This is a genomic window from Paracoccus methylovorus, from assembly GCF_016919705.1.
In the GTDB taxonomy this organism is placed as follows: Bacteria; Pseudomonadota; Alphaproteobacteria; order Rhodobacterales; family Rhodobacteraceae; genus Paracoccus; species Paracoccus methylovorus.
In genome coordinates, this window is record NZ_CP070371.1 from 277501 (window position 1) to 294260 (window position 16760).

Sequence of the window (16760 nt, forward strand, 5' to 3'; positions counted from 1 at the left end):
GGCGCGAGCTTTACTGTGAAGCCGGGCCGTAAGGCATCCGGTGGAGTGATCGGAAGCGAGAATGTTGACATGAGTAGCGACAAACAGGGTGAGAGACCCTGTCGCCGAAAGTCCAAGGGTTCCTGCTTAAAGCTAATCTGAGCAGGGTAAGCCGGCCCCTAAGGCGAGGCCGAAAGGCGTAGTCGATGGGAACCAGGTTAATATTCCTGGGCCAGGAGATGGTGACGGATCGCAGAGGTAGTTCTTCCTTATCGGATTGGAAGGGCTGCTGAGTGGTTCCTGGAAATAGCCCTCCATGAGACCGTACCCTAAACCGACACAGGTGGACTGGTAGAGAATACCAAGGCGCTTGAGAGAACCACATTTAAGGAACTCGGCAAAATACCTCCGTAAGTTCGCGAGAAGGAGGCCCCGTTGGCAGGCAACTGTTGGCGGGGGGCACAAACCAGGGGGTGGCGACTGTTTACTAAAAACACAGGGCTCTGCGAAGCCGTAAGGCGACGTATAGGGTCTGACGCCTGCCCGGTGCCGGAAGGTTAAAAGGAGAGGTGCAAGCCTTGAATTGAAGCCCCGGTAAACGGCGGCCGTAACTATAACGGTCCTAAGGTAGCGAAATTCCTTGTCGGGTAAGTTCCGACCTGCACGAATGGCGTAACGACTTCCCCGCTGTCTCAAATGTGGACTCAGCGAAATTGAATTGTCTGTGAAGATGCAGACTTCCCGCGGTTAGACGGAAAGACCCCATGCACCTTTACTATAGCTTCGCACTGGCATCAGGATTGCGATGTGCAGGATAGGTGGTAGGCATTGAAGCGGAGACGCCAGTTTCCGTGGAGCCATCCTTGAGATACCACCCTTCGCACTCTTGATGTCTAACCGCGGCCCGTTATCCGGGTCCGGGACCCTGCGTGGTGGGTAGTTTGACTGGGGCGGTCGCCTCCCAAAGAGTAACGGAGGCGCGCGAAGGTTGGCTCAGAGCGGTCGGAAATCGCTCGTCGAGTGCAATGGCAGAAGCCAGCCTGACTGCAAGACTGACAAGTCGAGCAGAGACGAAAGTCGGCCATAGTGATCCGGTGGTCCCGAGTGGAAGGGCCATCGCTCAACGGATAAAAGGTACGCTGGGGATAACAGGCTGATGATGCCCAAGAGTCCATATCGACGGCATCGTTTGGCACCTCGATGTCGGCTCATCTCATCCTGGGGCTGGAGCAGGTCCCAAGGGTATGGCTGTTCGCCATTTAAAGAGGTACGTGAGCTGGGTTTAGAACGTCGTGAGACAGTTCGGTCCCTATCTGCCGTGGGTGTAGGATACTTGAGAGGAGTTGCCCCTAGTACGAGAGGACCGGGGTGAACGTTCCACTGGTGGACCTGTTGTGGCGCCAGCCGCAGTGCAGGGTAGCTATGAACGGACAGGATAAACGCTGAAGGCATCTAAGCGTGAAGCCCCCCTCAAAACAAGGTATCCCTTGAGAGCCGTGGAAGACCACCACGTCGATAGGCCAGAGGTGTAAGCGCAGCAATGCGTTCAGCTGACTGGTACTAATGGCTCGATAGGCTTGATTTGATCCGGAAGAAGACAGACCAGACGCTTGCAGATGCAAGCAAATGTCTCGCTTCCAAAAGCATCCTTGGACAACCATTCCCTCGGGAAACGCCGATTATCGCTTCTTTTCTGGTCTGGTGGCTTTAGCACGAGCAAAACACCCGATCCCATCCCGAACTCGGCAGTTAAGTGCCGTCGCGCCAATGGTACTGCGTCAAAAGACGTGGGAGAGTAGGTCACCGCCAGACCTGAAAAGACGCGATGATATCTCTCAAAACGATGAAAAACGGCGCGGGGTAGAGCAGCCCGGTAGCTCGTCAGGCTCATAACCTGAAGGTCGTAGGTTCAAATCCTACCCCCGCAACCAAATTCCTCAATAAAATCAGCACGTTACGCCTCGCACAATCGCGGGGCTTTTTGCCGTTCCCCGACGACTCAACACCAACTCAACAAAAACAGAGCCGGCCAGACGTTGGGCCGGACTCTAATCGCATCTGGAGGAAATATCCCGTGGCAGGTCACAATCTATCTCAGCCCGCCGGTGACGATGATCTGGGCCTGGGCACTGCTTGGCGAACCGATTACCGTGGTGATGTTCGTCGGCCTGGGCGTGACTCTGGTCGGGGTCTGGATGACGTCGAGGAGCGATACAGCCCTTGACGACGGTCGAACCCAAGATTGAAGCAACGCCCGTTGCGAGCCAAGTTGTTCTGACAGATCGTTAACTTCCAGTTAACCAATTCAGCCGATAGTGGTTGAGAAGAAACGGAAGGCGCGAAATGGAACGATGGGCATTCAAGACGGGTTGCATTCTGATGGGTTGGAGCCCGGTTGAAGCCGCAATCGAGCTGCGAACGAGCATTGAGACCATCACGAAGCTTGAAAATGGCCCGCTGGACGAGGTCTTGGCAGGCGATGTGGTTGGTCGGGCGAAGAGCATATTTCGAGGCCAGAAACTGGCAATCTATCCTCGTGAAACAGGTCGCAACAGTCCGTCGACGACCAAGATCCAGCACATCGAGACCCGGCCTAGACGTCCGTAAAGTCGCAGACCACCCTCGTGCTGGGACCGTCAGAAGACGGCGTGGCTTGCTGAAGATGTACCCCCAACCGGTAGCATGCCTCGTCGACGATCCTCAGCAGCCGGGAAATCTGCTCCTTCCCGTCAGCGCTGCCATCGAGCCTCGTCAAGACTGATCGGAAAACGATTCGTGCCTGACCGGGTTCCCGCGAGATCAGTCCGCCCGTCTGCTCCACAAAAGAAGCAAGAAGCATCGCAGCTTCTGCGTCGGTCACGGAGCCCCACAGGGTGTCAGTAAATTCATCAGGCCTGTCTTTGCTCCGCCGCAGGAAGAAGTGCGCGTCACCTTGGACTGCCCCCTGCCACGAGAATTCGTCCTGCCGCATGAGCAAGCCACCCGGCATTTCTATCCAACCAGAACTCATGCACGTGCACCCGGGTCGACAAGTTCCAGGACCTTTGCCACGAGTTCCCTTTGAGGCACAATATGCACACGGTCCCAAGGGGCGTCGGATCCTTGCCGTGCAAGTCCAAGGTTCCACTCGAGAGCTGCACGGAAATCGGAGATGAGCCGCCTGGTCGTCCTTTCCCTGACCTGGCTGTCGGTAAAACCCCCGCCATTCTTGAAGGCCGTAAGAATGCGCGGACTTCGCAACAGCGGAAATAAGGTCCGCGGTATGTCGAGAACGATCTCGGCATGGTTCTTGACGATCAGAACTCCCATCCCGAGTCGCTGGTTGCGGCCCGGCTCCTCCAGGACCGAGACGCTGTCCAGCTCCAGACCGGCGGCCAGCATGTCCTCCTCGCAGGTGCTGCGCGCATCATTATAGTCCGAATGACGGTTCAGGTCGGGGATTACCACGATCAGATGTCGTGGTCGGATTCGCGTAACCACCTCGATTTCGTTGTCCCCGTCGCGACCTTTTGCCCATGTCACCTGACGGGACAACAAGCCGTGATCTTGCGCGCCAAACCGATTGAGAAAGTTCGCCTGATAGCCTGTGGCGATACTGACGGGTCCGGAAATGTTTACGATGGGCAGGCCACCGAAATACTCTGAGAACCGACTTTCCATGGCTTCCAAACTATCCGCGCTGCGGTAGTTCCGCAGGAGTCGATTGCGCAGTTCGCGATGGCTCGGCTCGGAAGACTTGTATTCACTGGCGAAGGCGAAGTTCAGAATGCCGCGTGTTTGGGTGAGATAGAATGGCAGTGACACACGCGACGTCACGAGAATGTACGGCAAGCCTAGCGCGTTCACCGCGCCGAGCTCATAGATGACACTGGGACTTTCGTTGCTGACGTCCACTATGAGCAGATCGCTGTTCTCGATCGCGGACAGTACTGCTCCGACAATGTCGGCTCTGTTGCTGTCCTCCGGCGCACTCACCTCGATGCAGTCCGCGCCTTCAATCTCGCCGATCCGAGCTAGGTCCCTGGCCGCACCTTCTATGATGCGCGCGAGTTGTGATGTGTGCGTTTGTCGGACGTAGCGAGTGTCATCGCGGTCCGCGTCACCGGCTGGCTTCATGTCGCCGAGAGTAAACACTCGCAGATTCTGCATGGCTTTGGACATCTCGCGTGGATCAATAACTTGGCTACTGCAAGGTCATACCAAAAGTGTTGTGGTATTGCTACAGGTGCGGCATTGTCCGGGGAGGGTTCAAGTCGGGGCATTTAGTATGCACGAAACGAAGGCAAATTCCGATCTTGCCAGCAACGAAGGCGACCAAGCTTACTTGCGATTGCAGTACCCCAAGATCGCGGACGTCCTGGTGTGGCCCGAACTGGTTGAAGCGTTTCGTCAGCATGAGGACACGGCAAAGAGACTGAAGTTAGGCTCCCGCCGAAACTGTCTATTCTCCATCGGCTCCATCGTGCTTTCGCTTGCGACCACACTGGTCGGCACCTCACCGATGTTTGCGCCCCTGGTCTCTGGTCACCCGGCTGGCGCATACGTCGTAGCAGTTGCGTCCTTTCTTCTGCTTGTCTTGGCGCTTCTGTTCGGAAACGGCATTCTCTATGGCCGCAAGCGTGACGACTGGCTGAAGCACCGCCTTATCGCCGAGCGCCTGCGGCATTTCTATTTTCAGACAATTCTTGCGAACCTTTCCTCAATCTGCTGCGGCAGTTCACTTGAGCGGAGGCGCTTCATCGAGGATCGCGGCAGAACGCTTGAGCGCGTCCTGCGGCGCTTGAGAAGCCCTGGCTATCGGCAAGCTGTTCTCGGCGATGAAGCCCTGCAAGAGGCTCGTCTTGTCGACTTTGGTGAAGTGAACGCCGAAGCTATAGACGCAGAATACTTCCAGGAACTGGAGCAGTACTGGATCGAACTCAGATTTAACTGGCAGGGCGAGTATGCCACCCAACAGTTGGCGCGCAAGGCGTCAGCCCTACCCTTTTCCGGCTCCCTTGCAGACCAAGAGCACTCAGTAAGCAGAATCGAGTTTATTACCACTGCAGGAATTGTTGCCCTCCAAGCTCTAGCTGTGGCAGGCATGTTCATTTATGCTCCCGGTTCCCCTGTTATTGAAGGTTCCATGCTTGGAGCAAGTATTCTTGCCATCCTTGTTGTTGGATTGCAGGCGTTCAAGGACGGCTTGGGGCTGACGAATGATCTATCGCGCAACCGCGTCTATGCTTCCTATACGGCAAAACTGCTTCGCGACTTTGTATCGGCGCAAAGAATACCGGATCGTGCTGCTCAAGTCCGCATCATGCAAGAGATGGAAGACCTAGCTTACTTCGAAACGCGCGAGTTCCTCTATACCCACAGCACTGCGCGCTTTTCTCTCTGAATCTTCTGCGCCCGACGACGTTCCACTCGTCGCCGCACCTGCCATCATCCATTTGCAGCGAATCCTTCCTGCCGCTCCTTGACACCGTGAATCTGTGAAACGGGCCGGGCGTGACGCGGCGGTCGAGGCGTCTGGCGCTTCCCGCCTGGCACTTGCCCGGCCCGCCTTTCACCGGCAGGCGCGCGCCTGATCGCGCAGGACGGCGTAGTCGCCCAGCATCCCGACCACGACCGCACTTTCCGGCAGGGCCATGATCTCGTGTGCCGCCCGCGCCTGATCGGAGGCGGTGTAGTCGACAACGGGCGGGCAGGGCGGCGTGAAGTCAGAACCGGCCATCGCGCAGGCGGTCAGCCAGAGCATCGCGATCAGCGGGGCGGCGGCTGGCAGCGTCCAGCATCTGGCGTTGGATGTCATGGTTTCTCTCTCTGGCTTCAAAGCGTTCGGCGGCGCGCCCGGCCTGTTCCCCGGCGCGGCGCAGGTTCAGCAGGAACAGCAGGATCGTCGCCGCTGCGAGGATCAGACCCAGCGCCTTGCGCGCCGGGCCGCGGGTGAGGCGCCAGCCGATCATCTTTGGCTCCGGTTCCAGTCATCGAGACGGGCATGGATCGTCACCGCGATTCCGGTCAAAGCGAGGGCCACGAAGATCCAGCGCAGGCCGTCGAGATAGGGCAGCAGCGGCAGGATTGCGTTCTGCGTCTCGGCCAGCGCCTGCTGCACCACCTCGACGCCGGCCGCGCCGATGGTGCCGATACCGGCCGCGCCGCTGCCTTTCAGGGTGCGGCTGTCGGCCAGATGCTCGCGGGCCGAAGGCTGGTCAGGCGCGAAGGGTGTCGCCCGCGCCGGGAAGGGCTCGCCCCAAGCGCGCGCAGGGCCGGTGTCGATATGGATGAAGTTTGACCGGGGATAGGTGCCGATGCCCTTGAACCCGGCCTTGCGGGCGGCGGCGATGAAACTGGCCGGATCGTGGTTCGCCATCGAGATGTCGAAGGCGGAGCCTTCAAGATGCTTCGAGGCATTCGCGCCGCCGACCTTCCTGTTGTGCTCGGGGCTGCGATAGGCCGAATTCACGATCAGCGGCTTGCCCAGCGTCACGCGCAGCTCCTGCAGCCGGTTCAGCGCATCCTCGTTGACCAGCAATTTTCCGGTGCCACGACAGGCGATCTCGGCAGGCGAGAAGTTCGGCCAGTGCCAGGCGGTCGCCGGCAGGTTCCGCCAATGTTGATAAAACGTCATGCGGTCTCTCCAAATGAAAAACCCCGCGCGCTGGCGGGGTGGGTGGACGGTCGGATTGGGCGTCGGTCAGTCGCGGGCGGGCCCGCTGCGTTCCAGCAGACGTTTGATGTCGGCGCGCATCTCGCGCAGCATCTCGTTCTGTTCCTTGCGGGTCTCGGAAATCGCCTGGCGATCGGCGTCGAGCTGCTTTTCCAGCCGCTCGACCTCCCGCAGCGCGGTTTTGCTCGCCCCCTCAAGACGGACCAGCCACACGCCCAGCCCGGTTGCCGCCATGATCGCGCCCCACCATTCGCGGATCGTGTCCGTGAAATTTTCTCCCATGGGTTCAGCCCGGCGCGACGCAGGTCAGGTAATGGATGGCAATGCGCACCGCGCCGCCGGCAAAGCTGCCGCCATTGGCGGTGAGGCGCACGGGCGTGTCGGCATAGAACGCCGTCGGGCCGATGACGCCGATATTGCTGCTGCCAACGGCCACGCCGAGCGCGCCGCCGAACTTCGAGGGCTCGCCGTTGACGCCGCAGTCGAAGGAGCTGGCGCCCAGCACCGCGGTCACGGTCCGCACGGATACGCCGAGCACGATGGCGCGGTTGGGGATCACGATGGTCGAGTCCCGGCTGGCCCCGGAAAGGCCGGAGAGGGTTTCTTCCCGCACCGCGATGCCGGTGGTCGCGCCATTTGCCTCCCGCGCCACGGCGACCGAGGCTGCCTGCGCGATGAAGCCCATGGCATCCACAACCGGGATCCACGCCGATCCGGTCCAGACGATGGCCTGCGCCTCGTCCTCGATCCAGGCCATCCAGCCGGCGCTCGGCAGGATCCGCATCCAGGCGCCGTCGATCCAGTAGGCGATGCTGCGGTCCCAGCCAGCCCACGCGCCCGTCGCGCCACTGGCTGCGATATAGCGGTCGCCTTCGGCCGGACTTGCCGGCGGCGCGGTCAGATCGCGGTCGAGAACGGATAGCTGCACGATGCCGTCGAGCAGTCGTAGCGCCTCGTTCATGGTCACGTGCTTCTGGGCCTGCGCGGCCATGATGAAGGGCAGCGCGAGATGCGCTGTGGTGTCAGGCATGGGTTGTCTCCTGTTTAGAACCAGAGGGTGGTGACAGGGGCCGCCCCGGCACCGAACGCCTGCCCGATCTGGGCAATGCGGATATCGAGGGACGCACCGGGGGCGAGCGGCGCGCCCCAATCGGCGGTTTGCTGCGCCGCAGTGTAGACCACGCTGGCGGTCACAGTCGTCAAGGATCTCTTGACAACTGCGCCGTTGAGGATCTCGACCCGCCAGGACTCGCCCACCTCGGACATCGGGATCTCGACCGCGTTCCAGCTGTCGGCGGCGAGCGAGCGATCGCGACGGATCCAGCGGATGGTCAGGTCGCCGGGGCTGCGCGCGCGCCGCCAAGGCTGCTGGACATGCACGGGCGCGAACGGGCGCAGACCCGTGCCGCGTAGTGTGAAGGCCCGCGCGGTGAAGCTGTCGTCGCTGACCGCCCGCGAAGATGGCCCGACGCGCCAGTTCCACGGCATGCCCAGATCGGCCTGGCTCACCGGCAGCGGGGCCAGCGCTGCGTCCAGCACCACCACCCGCGCCCCGGCCGGCACCGCCGCTGCCATGTCGGCCTCCGTGCCGCGCTGACCGCGCAGCAGCCGCGAGAGCCGATAGCGGCCGGGGGCGATCAGTTCGGCGGCGCCGAATTGCAGGATCTCCCAGCCGCCGCCCGGCTGCGCGACGGCGAGCGCGTTCTCGCCAGCGAACAGGCGCAGGTCGGTGACGCTCTCGAGGGTGCCTGACAGCAGGTCGAGATAGACCGAGTTACCGTAGTCGAACCGAGAGGTTGGGCCGGCATGGAGATCGGCCACCAGTTCGCCCATGCGCGCCCGGGTGCTGACTGTGGTCAGCAGTTCGAAGCCGGAAGCCTCGGGGCTGCGGAACACCGCCATCTGGCCCGGCCAGGGGCGGGCATGGGTGGCGATCAGCGGGTGGTGTGGCGCGACATCCTCGCGCAGTTGCGGCAGGTTCAGAAGCTCGACCAGCGGCGCACCGAACACAACCGGCCGGGAAAGCGATGCCGGGCGAGGGCTTCCGGGCGGCAGGTCATAGGCATCCCGGTCCTGGCGGATGGTCTCGATGCTACGGGCCTCGGCATCGGAAACCGTGAGGATGCGCATCTCGGCAAGCCGTCCGTCGTGATCCAGCGCGATGACATCGCCGGGATCCAGCGCCAGCATCGAGGGCGGCAGGCTGAAGGCTCCGGTCTCGCGGCCGATCCATGCCTCCATCAGCGCCCGGCGGCAGCGCCGGTCGGCTTCCTCGGGCGGCACCGCGACGGCGAAGCTGTCCGAGCTGATGCGCGTGGCGTCCACGGTGACGCGCCGCGCCTCGACGGTGATCGCGTCATAATCCTCGTCTGCGCGCGCGACTTGCCATTTCAGCGCCTGCGGCAGTTCGGTCTCCTGGCCGCGCGTCAGTTCCATCACGTCGCCCTGGTGGGCTGAGATCATCGAATCGGGCGCGATCACCGCGACCGGCGCACGGCCGCGCATGACGAACCTGATCCGGCCCTCGCTCTCGACGGCATCGAAGCCGAAGTGACGCGCCAGCATGGTGATCGAGGTCCGCGGCGATTCCAGCGCCGAGATCACATAGCCGTCCGCCGCGCCGGTGAGGCCCGAGATATCGATCCACGCCGAGGGCATGCCGGCGCGCAGGCAGAGGTGGCGCACCAGCGCCGCCAGCGACACCGCGCCCAGCCGCCCGGTCAGCCAGTGCCCGAGGCGCCAGTTGCCGCCGTCCGACCACACATCGGAAAGCTCGGGGAAGAACGGATAGGGTCGGGCATCCCAGGTCCATGCGGCGCTGCCCGCGATATCGACCATGCGCCCGCCATATTCGGTGGAGACCGGGTTGTTTGCGGCGTCACCCCAGAACAGGTAGGTCGCTTCCAGATAGGCTCGCTGGACGGCATCGTCGCGCCAGCCGCGCGAGAACCAGGGCACGAAGGATTCCGAGGATTTCGGGTCATGAAACACGTTCGGCTGGTTGGGGCCGCGGTCCACGGCCGGGCAACCGAGTTCGGTAAACCGGATCGGCTTCGACTGCGGCAGCCATGCGGTCGGGGATGCCGCGGGGATCCCGCCCGGCCGGTTGCGATGCGGGTTCGACCACCAGCCGCGGATGTCCTTGTAGCGGAAGATCCACGGCTCGGGTGCCACCGCGGGCAAGGTCGCGAAACTCGGGATCGCGCCCGACCATATGCTGAGATTGCTGACCAGCGCTCCCGGCCAGGGGAGTGCTGTCGTGACGGTGCTGGACCCCGGCACCGGGCCGTTGGCAAGGCCATATCCTGCGCCGTTGTTGGCGGCCCATGTGCCGGATACGGACCCGCCGAAGCTTGCCGTGGCAGCGACATTCCCGTCGACTGCAAAGCCGATCTCGCCGCTTGCCATGTCGAACCATGCGACCAGATCGACGGTCCTGCCGGCAAGTGAGGCGGCAGGGATCGCGGCTGTCCTGGTCTGTCCGATGGCCGAGAAGATCTCGTGCAAGATCAACTGCCCGCCGGCCAGGCCAAAGAACATGCCGCTGCTCTGGTTGCCGATCTCGAAAACAATGCCGTCCGCGATCAGGGCCGGGAACTGAACCCGGCAGGATAGGGTGATGCTGGCACTCCGATATGGCACCGTGGTGGTGAAACTGGTGCCGGGACTTTGGCTGATGCCGGGTGCTGCAACAGGCATCGCGGCGATGACCTTGCCGCCGGCGCCCGGTGTGATGCTGTCCTCGATCGGTGTGCGGTTCTGCGCGATCCGGTCGCCCTCGCTGGCATAGTACCAGTCGAAGCCCTCGCCGCCGGCAATGTTCGATTGCAGATAGGCGCGGTCGTAGATCGACGGCCGTGCCAGCGCATCGAGATGCTCCCAGCCATCGCGCCAGTCGGAAAGCGGCATGTAATTGTCGATACCGATGAAATCGACATTGGCATCCGCCCAGAGCGGGTCGAGGTGGAAGAACACGTCGCCCGAGCCATCGCCCGGGTGGTGCCCGAAATACTCCGACCAATCGGCAGCATAGCTGATCTTAGTGCCCGGCCCGAGGATCGAGCGGACGGCAGCGGCCAGCGATTGCAACGCGGCAACCGCCGGATAGGTCGATGCCCCGGATCTGATCGAGGCCAGCCCGCGCATCTCGGATCCGATCAGGAAGGCATCGACCCCGCCCGCCGCCGCGCAGAGGTGGGCGTAATGCAGGATCATGCGCCGGAAGCCCCAATCCGTGCCGCCGGTCCAGGTGACGGTTTCCCCGCTGACGGTGAAGTCCGAGGGCTGGGCGTTGCCGAAGAAACCCGAGACCTGTGCGGCGGCGAGCGCGGTCTTGTCCACGCTCCCGGTGAAGTCGGCGGCAGGTGAGCAGGTGATCCGCCCGCGCCATGGCAGCACCGGCTGGCCGATGCTGGCGGCATTGTCGCTGTAGGGATCGGGCAGGGTGTTGCCGGCCGGGACATCCATCATCAGGAACGGATAAAAGGTCACCTTGAGCCCGCGCGTTTTCATCTCGCGGATGGCCTGCAGCACCGAGAAATCCGCTGGCGTGCCACCATAGATCGGCCGCCCCTGATCGTCCTGACTGACCACCAGCGCATCGCCGCGGCTCACGCCGTTGACGCTCCAGGCAGGCGTGGTGTTCTTCTGCGCCATTTCGACCTTTGGGCGGATTGTGCAGCTTCCGGCGCGCAGATCGTCGCCGAACCAGGACACCACCAGCGAGGCGCTCTTGACCGCAGGCACCATGGCTTCCAGCCGGTCGAGCGAAACCACCATGTCGGCGGTTCCGGCCATGGCGTTGACATTCTCGGCCGCGCTGTCGCCGTCCCCGGCCTTGCGCACGATCTGGGTTGCGTAGGACCATTCTCCCGACGCCGGGATAACGGTGACCGCGGGCACCAGGCCCTCGGCGGTGTCGGCATCGTCCAGAGGCCGGAAGACCTCGAAGGACAGTTGCGGCAGGCGGTTGCCGAAGCGCGCCAGCGGCAGTTCCTCGAACACCACATAGGCGGTGCCGCGATAGGCAGGCGTGTTCCCCACCCCCATCTTCGCCGCGATGAAGGGATCGGGGGCCTGAACCTCGCTGCCCGGATACCAGCGCCACGTCGCCTCGCTGAGATCGACCACCTCGCCATCCGCCCAGATGCGGCCAATGCCGGTGATCGGGCCTTCGCAGAGCGCGACCGCGAAACTGGCGTAGTAGAGGTATTCGGTCGTGGTGACCTTCTGCCCGCCGCCCTTGCCGCCCCCCTGGCGGTGAACATTGGTTTCCTCGCGGAAATCGGTCGCCCAGACGATATTGCCGCCGATCCGCATGCGCCCATAGAGGCGCGGGATCACAACGCCCTCGGTGGCGGAAGTCACCCGCAGGCTGTCCATGCGCTGCCCCTCGATGCGCTGGCCCGGCATCATGGACGAGACGATCCAGCTGTCGACCATGGAGCCGATGCCGGATCCGATCATGCCGCCGATGGCGGCACCGGAGAGGCCGAGGATCGCGCCGCCAAAGCCGCCGCCGATGGCGGTGCCGACCGCGCCGAGAAGGATGGTTGCCATGGGTCAGGTCTTCTTCTTGTGCAGAGCGCGAACCGGGCGCGGGAACAGGAAGGCGAAGGCGATGCGCCGCCGCCATGCGGTGGTGAGCGGTTCCTCGATCACGCCGAGCCGCTCATAGGAATGGACGAATGTGCCCTCGCCGGTCAGGATCCCGACATGCTTGACGATGGCGCCCGCGCGCATGCGGAACAGCACCACCGCGCCGGGGCCGGCCTCGGCCGGGTCGATGCGGATCATCACCCGGCCGGCATTCTCGGCCAGCACCTCGCGGCTGCCGATCTCGCCCCAGTCGCGGCTGTAGGGCGGCACCGGCAGCGTCTCGCTTCCGACCACTTCGCGCCAGATGCCGCGCGCCAGCCCGAGGCAGTCGCAGCCGACGCCCTTGACGCTGGCCTGATCGTGATAGGGCGTACCGAGCCAGCCGCGCGCGGCGGCGATCACGGATCGGGGATCGGCGGGCCGGGCATCGGATGCTGCATGCGGTGCAACAACTGCCGCGCCGCTCACAGCACCGCCCCCTCGTGCCCGCCATCCGCCGTGGCGTAGCGAACAACCGCGTCCTGGCCGGGGATATGCGGGAAGCCGCGGAAGTTGGCGATGTTGCTGAACTTGGCCGCGCAGGTCGCGCTGCGCTTGTCGCAGCCGGCGCGGATGGTGAACGCATTGCCGCCCGCGACCGCGCGCACAGGCGCTTCCAGCAGCGTGATGGTGACCACGCCGGAGGCGATCTCGTGCAGCATCACTTCGGCCAGCCGACCGCTGTTCGGGCCGCTCGTCCATTCCAGATGACCGAAGCTGAACCAGCCGCTGGCGAAGCCACCGAGGCCGGAGGCGGTGAAGGCGCGGTCGCGGATCGGATCGACCACCGCGCCGGTGCCGCGATAAGCGGCGGCGGCAATGTTCACCCCGCATCGGCTGTCGCCCAGTGCCGCATCGCAGGTGCCCTGATAGACCCGGCCGACCGTCTGACCCAGCACATGCGCCATGCTGCGCACCTCGGCGACGAAGGACATGCGCCCGCGCCGCAACTCGCCGATGGCGCCGCGCCGGATCAGCACCCGCTGGGCGAGGGCGTTCCAGTTCACCCGCCAGACCTCGACCAGTGCGTTGTCCCAGCGCCCGTCCAGAATATCGGTCTCGGTGATCCGGCCCGAGGTCAGCGCTCCCTGCGCATCTTGGGAATCCACCGACAGATCCGAGCCGGCCCGGATCTCGGATGCCGACAGGCCGCTTTCCGGCTCATAGTCCGTGCCGCCGAAGGCAAGCGGGCAATCATGATCGGTAAAACCGAAGCTCTGGCCATCGGCGCGGGTGATCTTCCAGCACCAGGCCAGCGTGGTGGTGCCATCGTCCAGATGCGCCTGCAGGGCAGGGGACAGCGATTTCATCGGCGGATTTCCACGAGCGGGATGGAGGTGATCGAGCCGAGCCGCTCGATATCGAGGGTGACGTCGAGCGTGTCGCTGTCGAAGCGGACGGGCACGTCGAATTCGAACCCCGCGCGGACGGTGACGCCAGCGGCGGGTGCGGTTCCGAATGTAACGACACCGGTCGTCGTATCGACCGACCAGCCAGAAAGCTGCTCGACGCCGCCCAGCGCCAGCCTGACGCTGCCTGCGACCGGCCTGGTGATCGAGCGGGTCCAGGACTGCGCCCCGGAGGCATACCGCTTCACAAGCTGGAACGCGGTTGCGGTTCCGTTGCCGGTCCCGAGCAACTGGTCCTGGTGCGTCACCATCGCCGATGGCTTGCAGGATTTATGATCGCCCCAATCCTTGAAGCGGAAGCCGTGCAGACGCCCGTTGCGGGCCTCGAAGAATTGCACCACGGCGTCGAGATCGTCGGCGCGGCGGATGCCATAGGAGACGTCATAGCGGCGGCGCGAGTTGGCCCAGCTGGCGTTGCGTTCCTCGTCGCCGGAGGCCAGTTCCACGATCTGCGTGCGCCGTTCCGGGCCGCCGCGCGCGCCGCGGCTGATATTGTCCGGGAACCGGACATCGTGAAAAGTCATTACATCCCTCTCCTTCCCATGGCGACGGCCCGCGCGATATCTGCCGAAATCTGTGCTCGCGACTGCCGGAAGCTCTCGGCATCGCGGGCGTTGATGTTGATGGTGACGCCGCCCCCGTAACCCGCCGCTTCGCGGCGCGAGAGTACCCGCTCGCCGCGCTGGAGGATCGCGGGCACCTCGTCCGAGCGCAGACCCGCCCAGCCGCCGCTGTGCATCCGCGGTGCGCTGGCGAAGGCCATGGCGGGCACCATGCGGCCGGCCCCGCTCGCCCCGACCATGCCGCCGGAATGCAGGACGCTGGCCTGCACAGCGCCGCCCATGCTGCCCAGCGCCCCGGAAAGGACGCTAGCCAGCGGCCCGAGCAGGAACCGCCGCGCGCCGAGCTTCGCCATGTCAGCCAGCATCGAGGTCACGAGGTCGCGGAAGTTCAGCTTGCCGCTCTTCACGAAATCGCCGACCGCATTCTCGGCGCTCTGGAACGCTCCGACCAGCGCGTTGCCGATATCACCGCTGATGTCGCGGGCCTTCTGGGCATAGTCGGAGAGCGGGGCGATAACCGTATCCCAGCCCTGTTTCGCCTGTTCAGCGCCGTTTGTAGTGTCTTCGCCGGCTTTCTTGCCAGCCGCACCGGCCCGGTCCGCAGCACCGCCTGCGCGGTCCAATGCGTCACTGACCGCGCCTGCGGACGCCGTGGCATCGTTCAGCGCGTTCGCGCCATCCTCGCCCGAGGCGGTGACGGCGTCCGTCAGCGCCTGCCAGCTTTCCAGCGGCGCGACCGCCGCCGCGCACAGCGCCTGCGCGGCGTCGAGATGCGCGGACGCCGCCGCAGCCGCCTGGTCTGCAAGATCGCCGAACAGGTCGGGCGCTTCGATATAGGTTCTGTCCCGGGCCTCGGCGAAGGCACCCGCTGCGGCGGCAGCGGCATCGCCAGCGGCCCCGGCATAGGGGTTGTCGATGCGCCCGATGCTGAACGGATCCAGCGTCCCGATTTGCGCGCCTCCTTCGCCGACCGCCCATTCCGGCAGCATTGCGAGGGCGGCGTTGATGCCGCCGATGAAGCTGTTGATCCGGGTGACGACGCCGTTCAGCATCGCCTCGACCCCGGCGATCAACCCGTTGGCGGCCTTGAACGCCAGATCGCCGATGGCATCCGGCAGCCTGCCCCAGATCGCCTTGATCGCCTCAAACCCGCCGTGCCAGACCGCGATAGTGCGGTCGACGACGGTAACCGCCCCGGTCACGATCAAGTCGAGCACCGTGAACACATAGGCCCGATAGCCATCCCAGGCCGCATTCAGCAGGGCAAAGGCTGCCTGGAAGGAGAGGACGATGCGCTGGCCGACCTCTCGGGCCACATCGCCCAGCAGCTTGAACGCCGTGCCGATACCCCCGACCGATTTCACCAGCGAGGAAAACTGATAGATCAGTTCCCCCGCCGCGACGATCAGCGCGCCGATGCCGGTGCGGATCAGCGCTCCGCGCAGCACTGTCAGCGCTGTCGAGAGTGAGAAGGTCGCCACCCGCGCCGCAACGAACGCCGCGACCCAGCGCCCGGCCATGAAGCCGGCGAAAGCGATGCCGATCGAGGCCAGCCGCTCGATGTTGTCGGCGAGGAAGATCAGCGCGGAGGCCACCGAAGACGATGCCCCCAGAAGCTGGTCCCAGCTTCCGACCAGCTGCAGCGCGGCGTTCCCCATCAGCGTGAAGGCATCGCCGATGGTCGCCGGCATGCTGTCGGCTTCCTCGCGGAGCAGCTCCAGATTGCCGACCAGCGCGGTGCGGATCACCTCGCCGGTGATCGCGCCCTGCGTTCCCATCTGCCGCAGCCCCGAAACCGTGGTGCCGAGCTCATTGGCCAGCAGTTCCGCCACGCGCCCGCCGGTCTGGATCACCGTGTTGAGGTTGTCGCCCGACAGGCTGCCCAGCGCCATCGCCTTCGAGAGCGCATTCTGGACCGAGGCCGCGCGTTCGGCCTTGGCGCCCGAGACCACCATGGCGTTGTTCAGCGCCTCGGTGAAATCCAGGCTCTCGGCGGTGGACAGGCCCAACTCGCGCAGCGCGGTCGCGTTCGCGAGCCAGGATTCCGTTGTCTGCTCGATACCGGAATAGGTGCGCCGCGCCATATCGGCGAGACGTTCCATGACCGCGGCGCCCTTCTCCTGTGATCCGGTCGCCAGATCGACGCGTGAGCGCAGATCGGTCCATGTGTCGGCGTATTGCGCAACCTGCCGAATGCTGAGCGCACCTGCGGCGATGCCGGCGAGGCGGCGCAGCATGATGCCTGCCGTGTCCACCTCGGCCGAGAGGCGCTTGAAGCTGGCGGCACCGGCATTGCCGACGCCCTCCAGTTCCGCCCGGACCTGCCGTCCGTTCTCAGCGACGAGACGAACGGAAACTTTCTTCTCGGCCATCGCCTCTGCCTTCCTCGATCTTCTGGTTGGTCTTGCGGATCATTTCCGCCTCGATCACCGGCAGCAGTTCCACGACTGCCAGCGCCGGAATGCCAAGGGCGCGGCCCATTTCCAGCGCCGCGCCCATGTCCCAGCCCAGCACCGC

General features: G+C 64.2%; 13 protein-coding genes, 1 tRNA gene, 2 rRNA genes and 2 pseudogenes (1 of these 18 running past the window's edge). 5 read left to right on the forward strand and 13 right to left on the reverse strand.

The window, feature by feature from the left end; translation table 11 throughout:
- The 4 genes from JWJ88_RS14490 to JWJ88_RS14505 form a co-directional block, all read left to right on the forward strand.
- A 23S ribosomal RNA gene (locus tag JWJ88_RS14490) occupies window positions 1-1564 on the forward strand; it begins 1266 nt to the left of the window's first position.
- Between the two features lie 112 nt (window positions 1565-1676).
- Window positions 1677-1791, forward strand: a 5S ribosomal RNA gene (gene rrf, locus JWJ88_RS14495).
- Between the two features lie 42 nt (window positions 1792-1833).
- Window positions 1834-1910: transfer RNA gene (locus JWJ88_RS14500), tRNA-Met, on the forward strand.
- A 412-nt stretch (window positions 1911-2322) separates the two neighbouring features.
- Entirely contained in the window at window positions 2323-2586 is a 264-nt protein-coding gene (locus tag JWJ88_RS14505; protein WP_205296491.1) for a hypothetical protein, read from the forward strand.
- Window positions 2587-2985: 399 nt separating this feature from the next.
- Here JWJ88_RS14505 and JWJ88_RS14510 read toward each other — a convergent pair whose 3' ends face one another.
- Complete coding sequence (locus JWJ88_RS14510) at window positions 2986-4140, reverse strand: STING domain-containing protein (protein ID WP_205296492.1); 1155 nt, start codon at window positions 4138-4140, stop codon at window positions 2986-2988.
- Window positions 4141-4246: 106 nt separating this feature from the next.
- Between JWJ88_RS14510 and JWJ88_RS14515 the strand changes: the two genes are divergently transcribed.
- Window positions 4247-5362, forward strand: coding sequence for a hypothetical protein (locus JWJ88_RS14515; RefSeq protein ID WP_205296493.1), 1116 nt, complete (start codon window positions 4247-4249; stop codon window positions 5360-5362).
- 168 nt (window positions 5363-5530) lie between these two features.
- Here JWJ88_RS14515 and JWJ88_RS14520 read toward each other — a convergent pair whose 3' ends face one another.
- The 12 genes and pseudogenes from JWJ88_RS14520 to JWJ88_RS21810 all read right to left on the reverse strand — a co-directional run bounded on the left by JWJ88_RS14520 (window position 5531) and on the right by JWJ88_RS21810 (window position 16742).
- Window positions 5531-5722 (reverse strand): hypothetical protein, encoded by a 192-nt coding sequence (locus JWJ88_RS14520; RefSeq protein WP_240200333.1) that lies wholly within the window; start codon window positions 5720-5722, stop codon window positions 5531-5533.
- On the reverse strand, window positions 5685-5930 hold the full coding sequence (locus tag JWJ88_RS14525) for a hypothetical protein (protein WP_205296494.1): 246 nt from the start codon (window positions 5928-5930) through the stop codon (window positions 5685-5687). The genes JWJ88_RS14520 and JWJ88_RS14525 overlap by 38 nt, the downstream gene beginning before the upstream one ends.
- Window positions 5927-6595: a YcbK family protein gene (locus tag JWJ88_RS14530; protein WP_205296495.1), complete on the reverse strand. Its 669-nt coding sequence runs from the start codon at window positions 6593-6595 to the stop codon at window positions 5927-5929. Before JWJ88_RS14530 ends, JWJ88_RS14525 begins: the two co-directional genes overlap by 4 nt.
- Window positions 6596-6661: 66 nt before the next feature.
- Complete coding sequence (locus JWJ88_RS14535; RefSeq protein ID WP_205296496.1) at window positions 6662-6916, reverse strand: hypothetical protein; 255 nt, start codon at window positions 6914-6916, stop codon at window positions 6662-6664.
- 4 nt (window positions 6917-6920) lie between these two features.
- Window positions 6921-7664, reverse strand: coding sequence for a DUF2793 domain-containing protein (locus tag JWJ88_RS14540; protein WP_205296497.1), 744 nt, complete (start codon window positions 7662-7664; stop codon window positions 6921-6923).
- Between the two features lie 14 nt (window positions 7665-7678).
- Window positions 7679-9805 (reverse strand): annotated as a pseudogene (locus JWJ88_RS22275) (baseplate multidomain protein megatron); the annotation flags it as partial.
- A 567-nt stretch (window positions 9806-10372) separates the two neighbouring features.
- Window positions 10373-12193: pseudogene (locus JWJ88_RS22280) on the reverse strand (baseplate multidomain protein megatron); the annotation flags it as partial.
- Between the two features lie 3 nt (window positions 12194-12196).
- Entirely contained in the window at window positions 12197-12700 is a 504-nt protein-coding gene (locus JWJ88_RS14555; RefSeq protein WP_205296498.1) for an NlpC/P60 family protein, read from the reverse strand.
- A complete protein-coding gene (locus JWJ88_RS14560; RefSeq protein ID WP_205296499.1) occupies window positions 12697-13581 on the reverse strand; it encodes a DUF2163 domain-containing protein in 885 nt (294 codons plus the stop codon). The genes JWJ88_RS14555 and JWJ88_RS14560 overlap by 4 nt, the downstream gene beginning before the upstream one ends.
- Entirely contained in the window at window positions 13578-14204 is a 627-nt protein-coding gene (locus JWJ88_RS14565) for a DUF2460 domain-containing protein (RefSeq protein ID WP_205296500.1), read from the reverse strand. Before JWJ88_RS14565 ends, JWJ88_RS14560 begins: the two co-directional genes overlap by 4 nt.
- Window positions 14204-16615 carry a tape measure protein gene (locus tag JWJ88_RS14570; RefSeq protein WP_205296501.1) on the reverse strand — a complete coding sequence of 804 codons (2412 nt, stop codon included), beginning with the start codon at window positions 16613-16615 and terminating at the stop codon, window positions 14204-14206. The genes JWJ88_RS14565 and JWJ88_RS14570 overlap by 1 nt, the downstream gene beginning before the upstream one ends.
- Complete coding sequence (locus JWJ88_RS21810; protein WP_240200335.1) at window positions 16578-16742, reverse strand: DUF7697 family protein; 165 nt, start codon at window positions 16740-16742, stop codon at window positions 16578-16580. The genes JWJ88_RS14570 and JWJ88_RS21810 overlap by 38 nt, the downstream gene beginning before the upstream one ends.
- Window positions 16743-16760 lie beyond the last annotated feature (18 nt).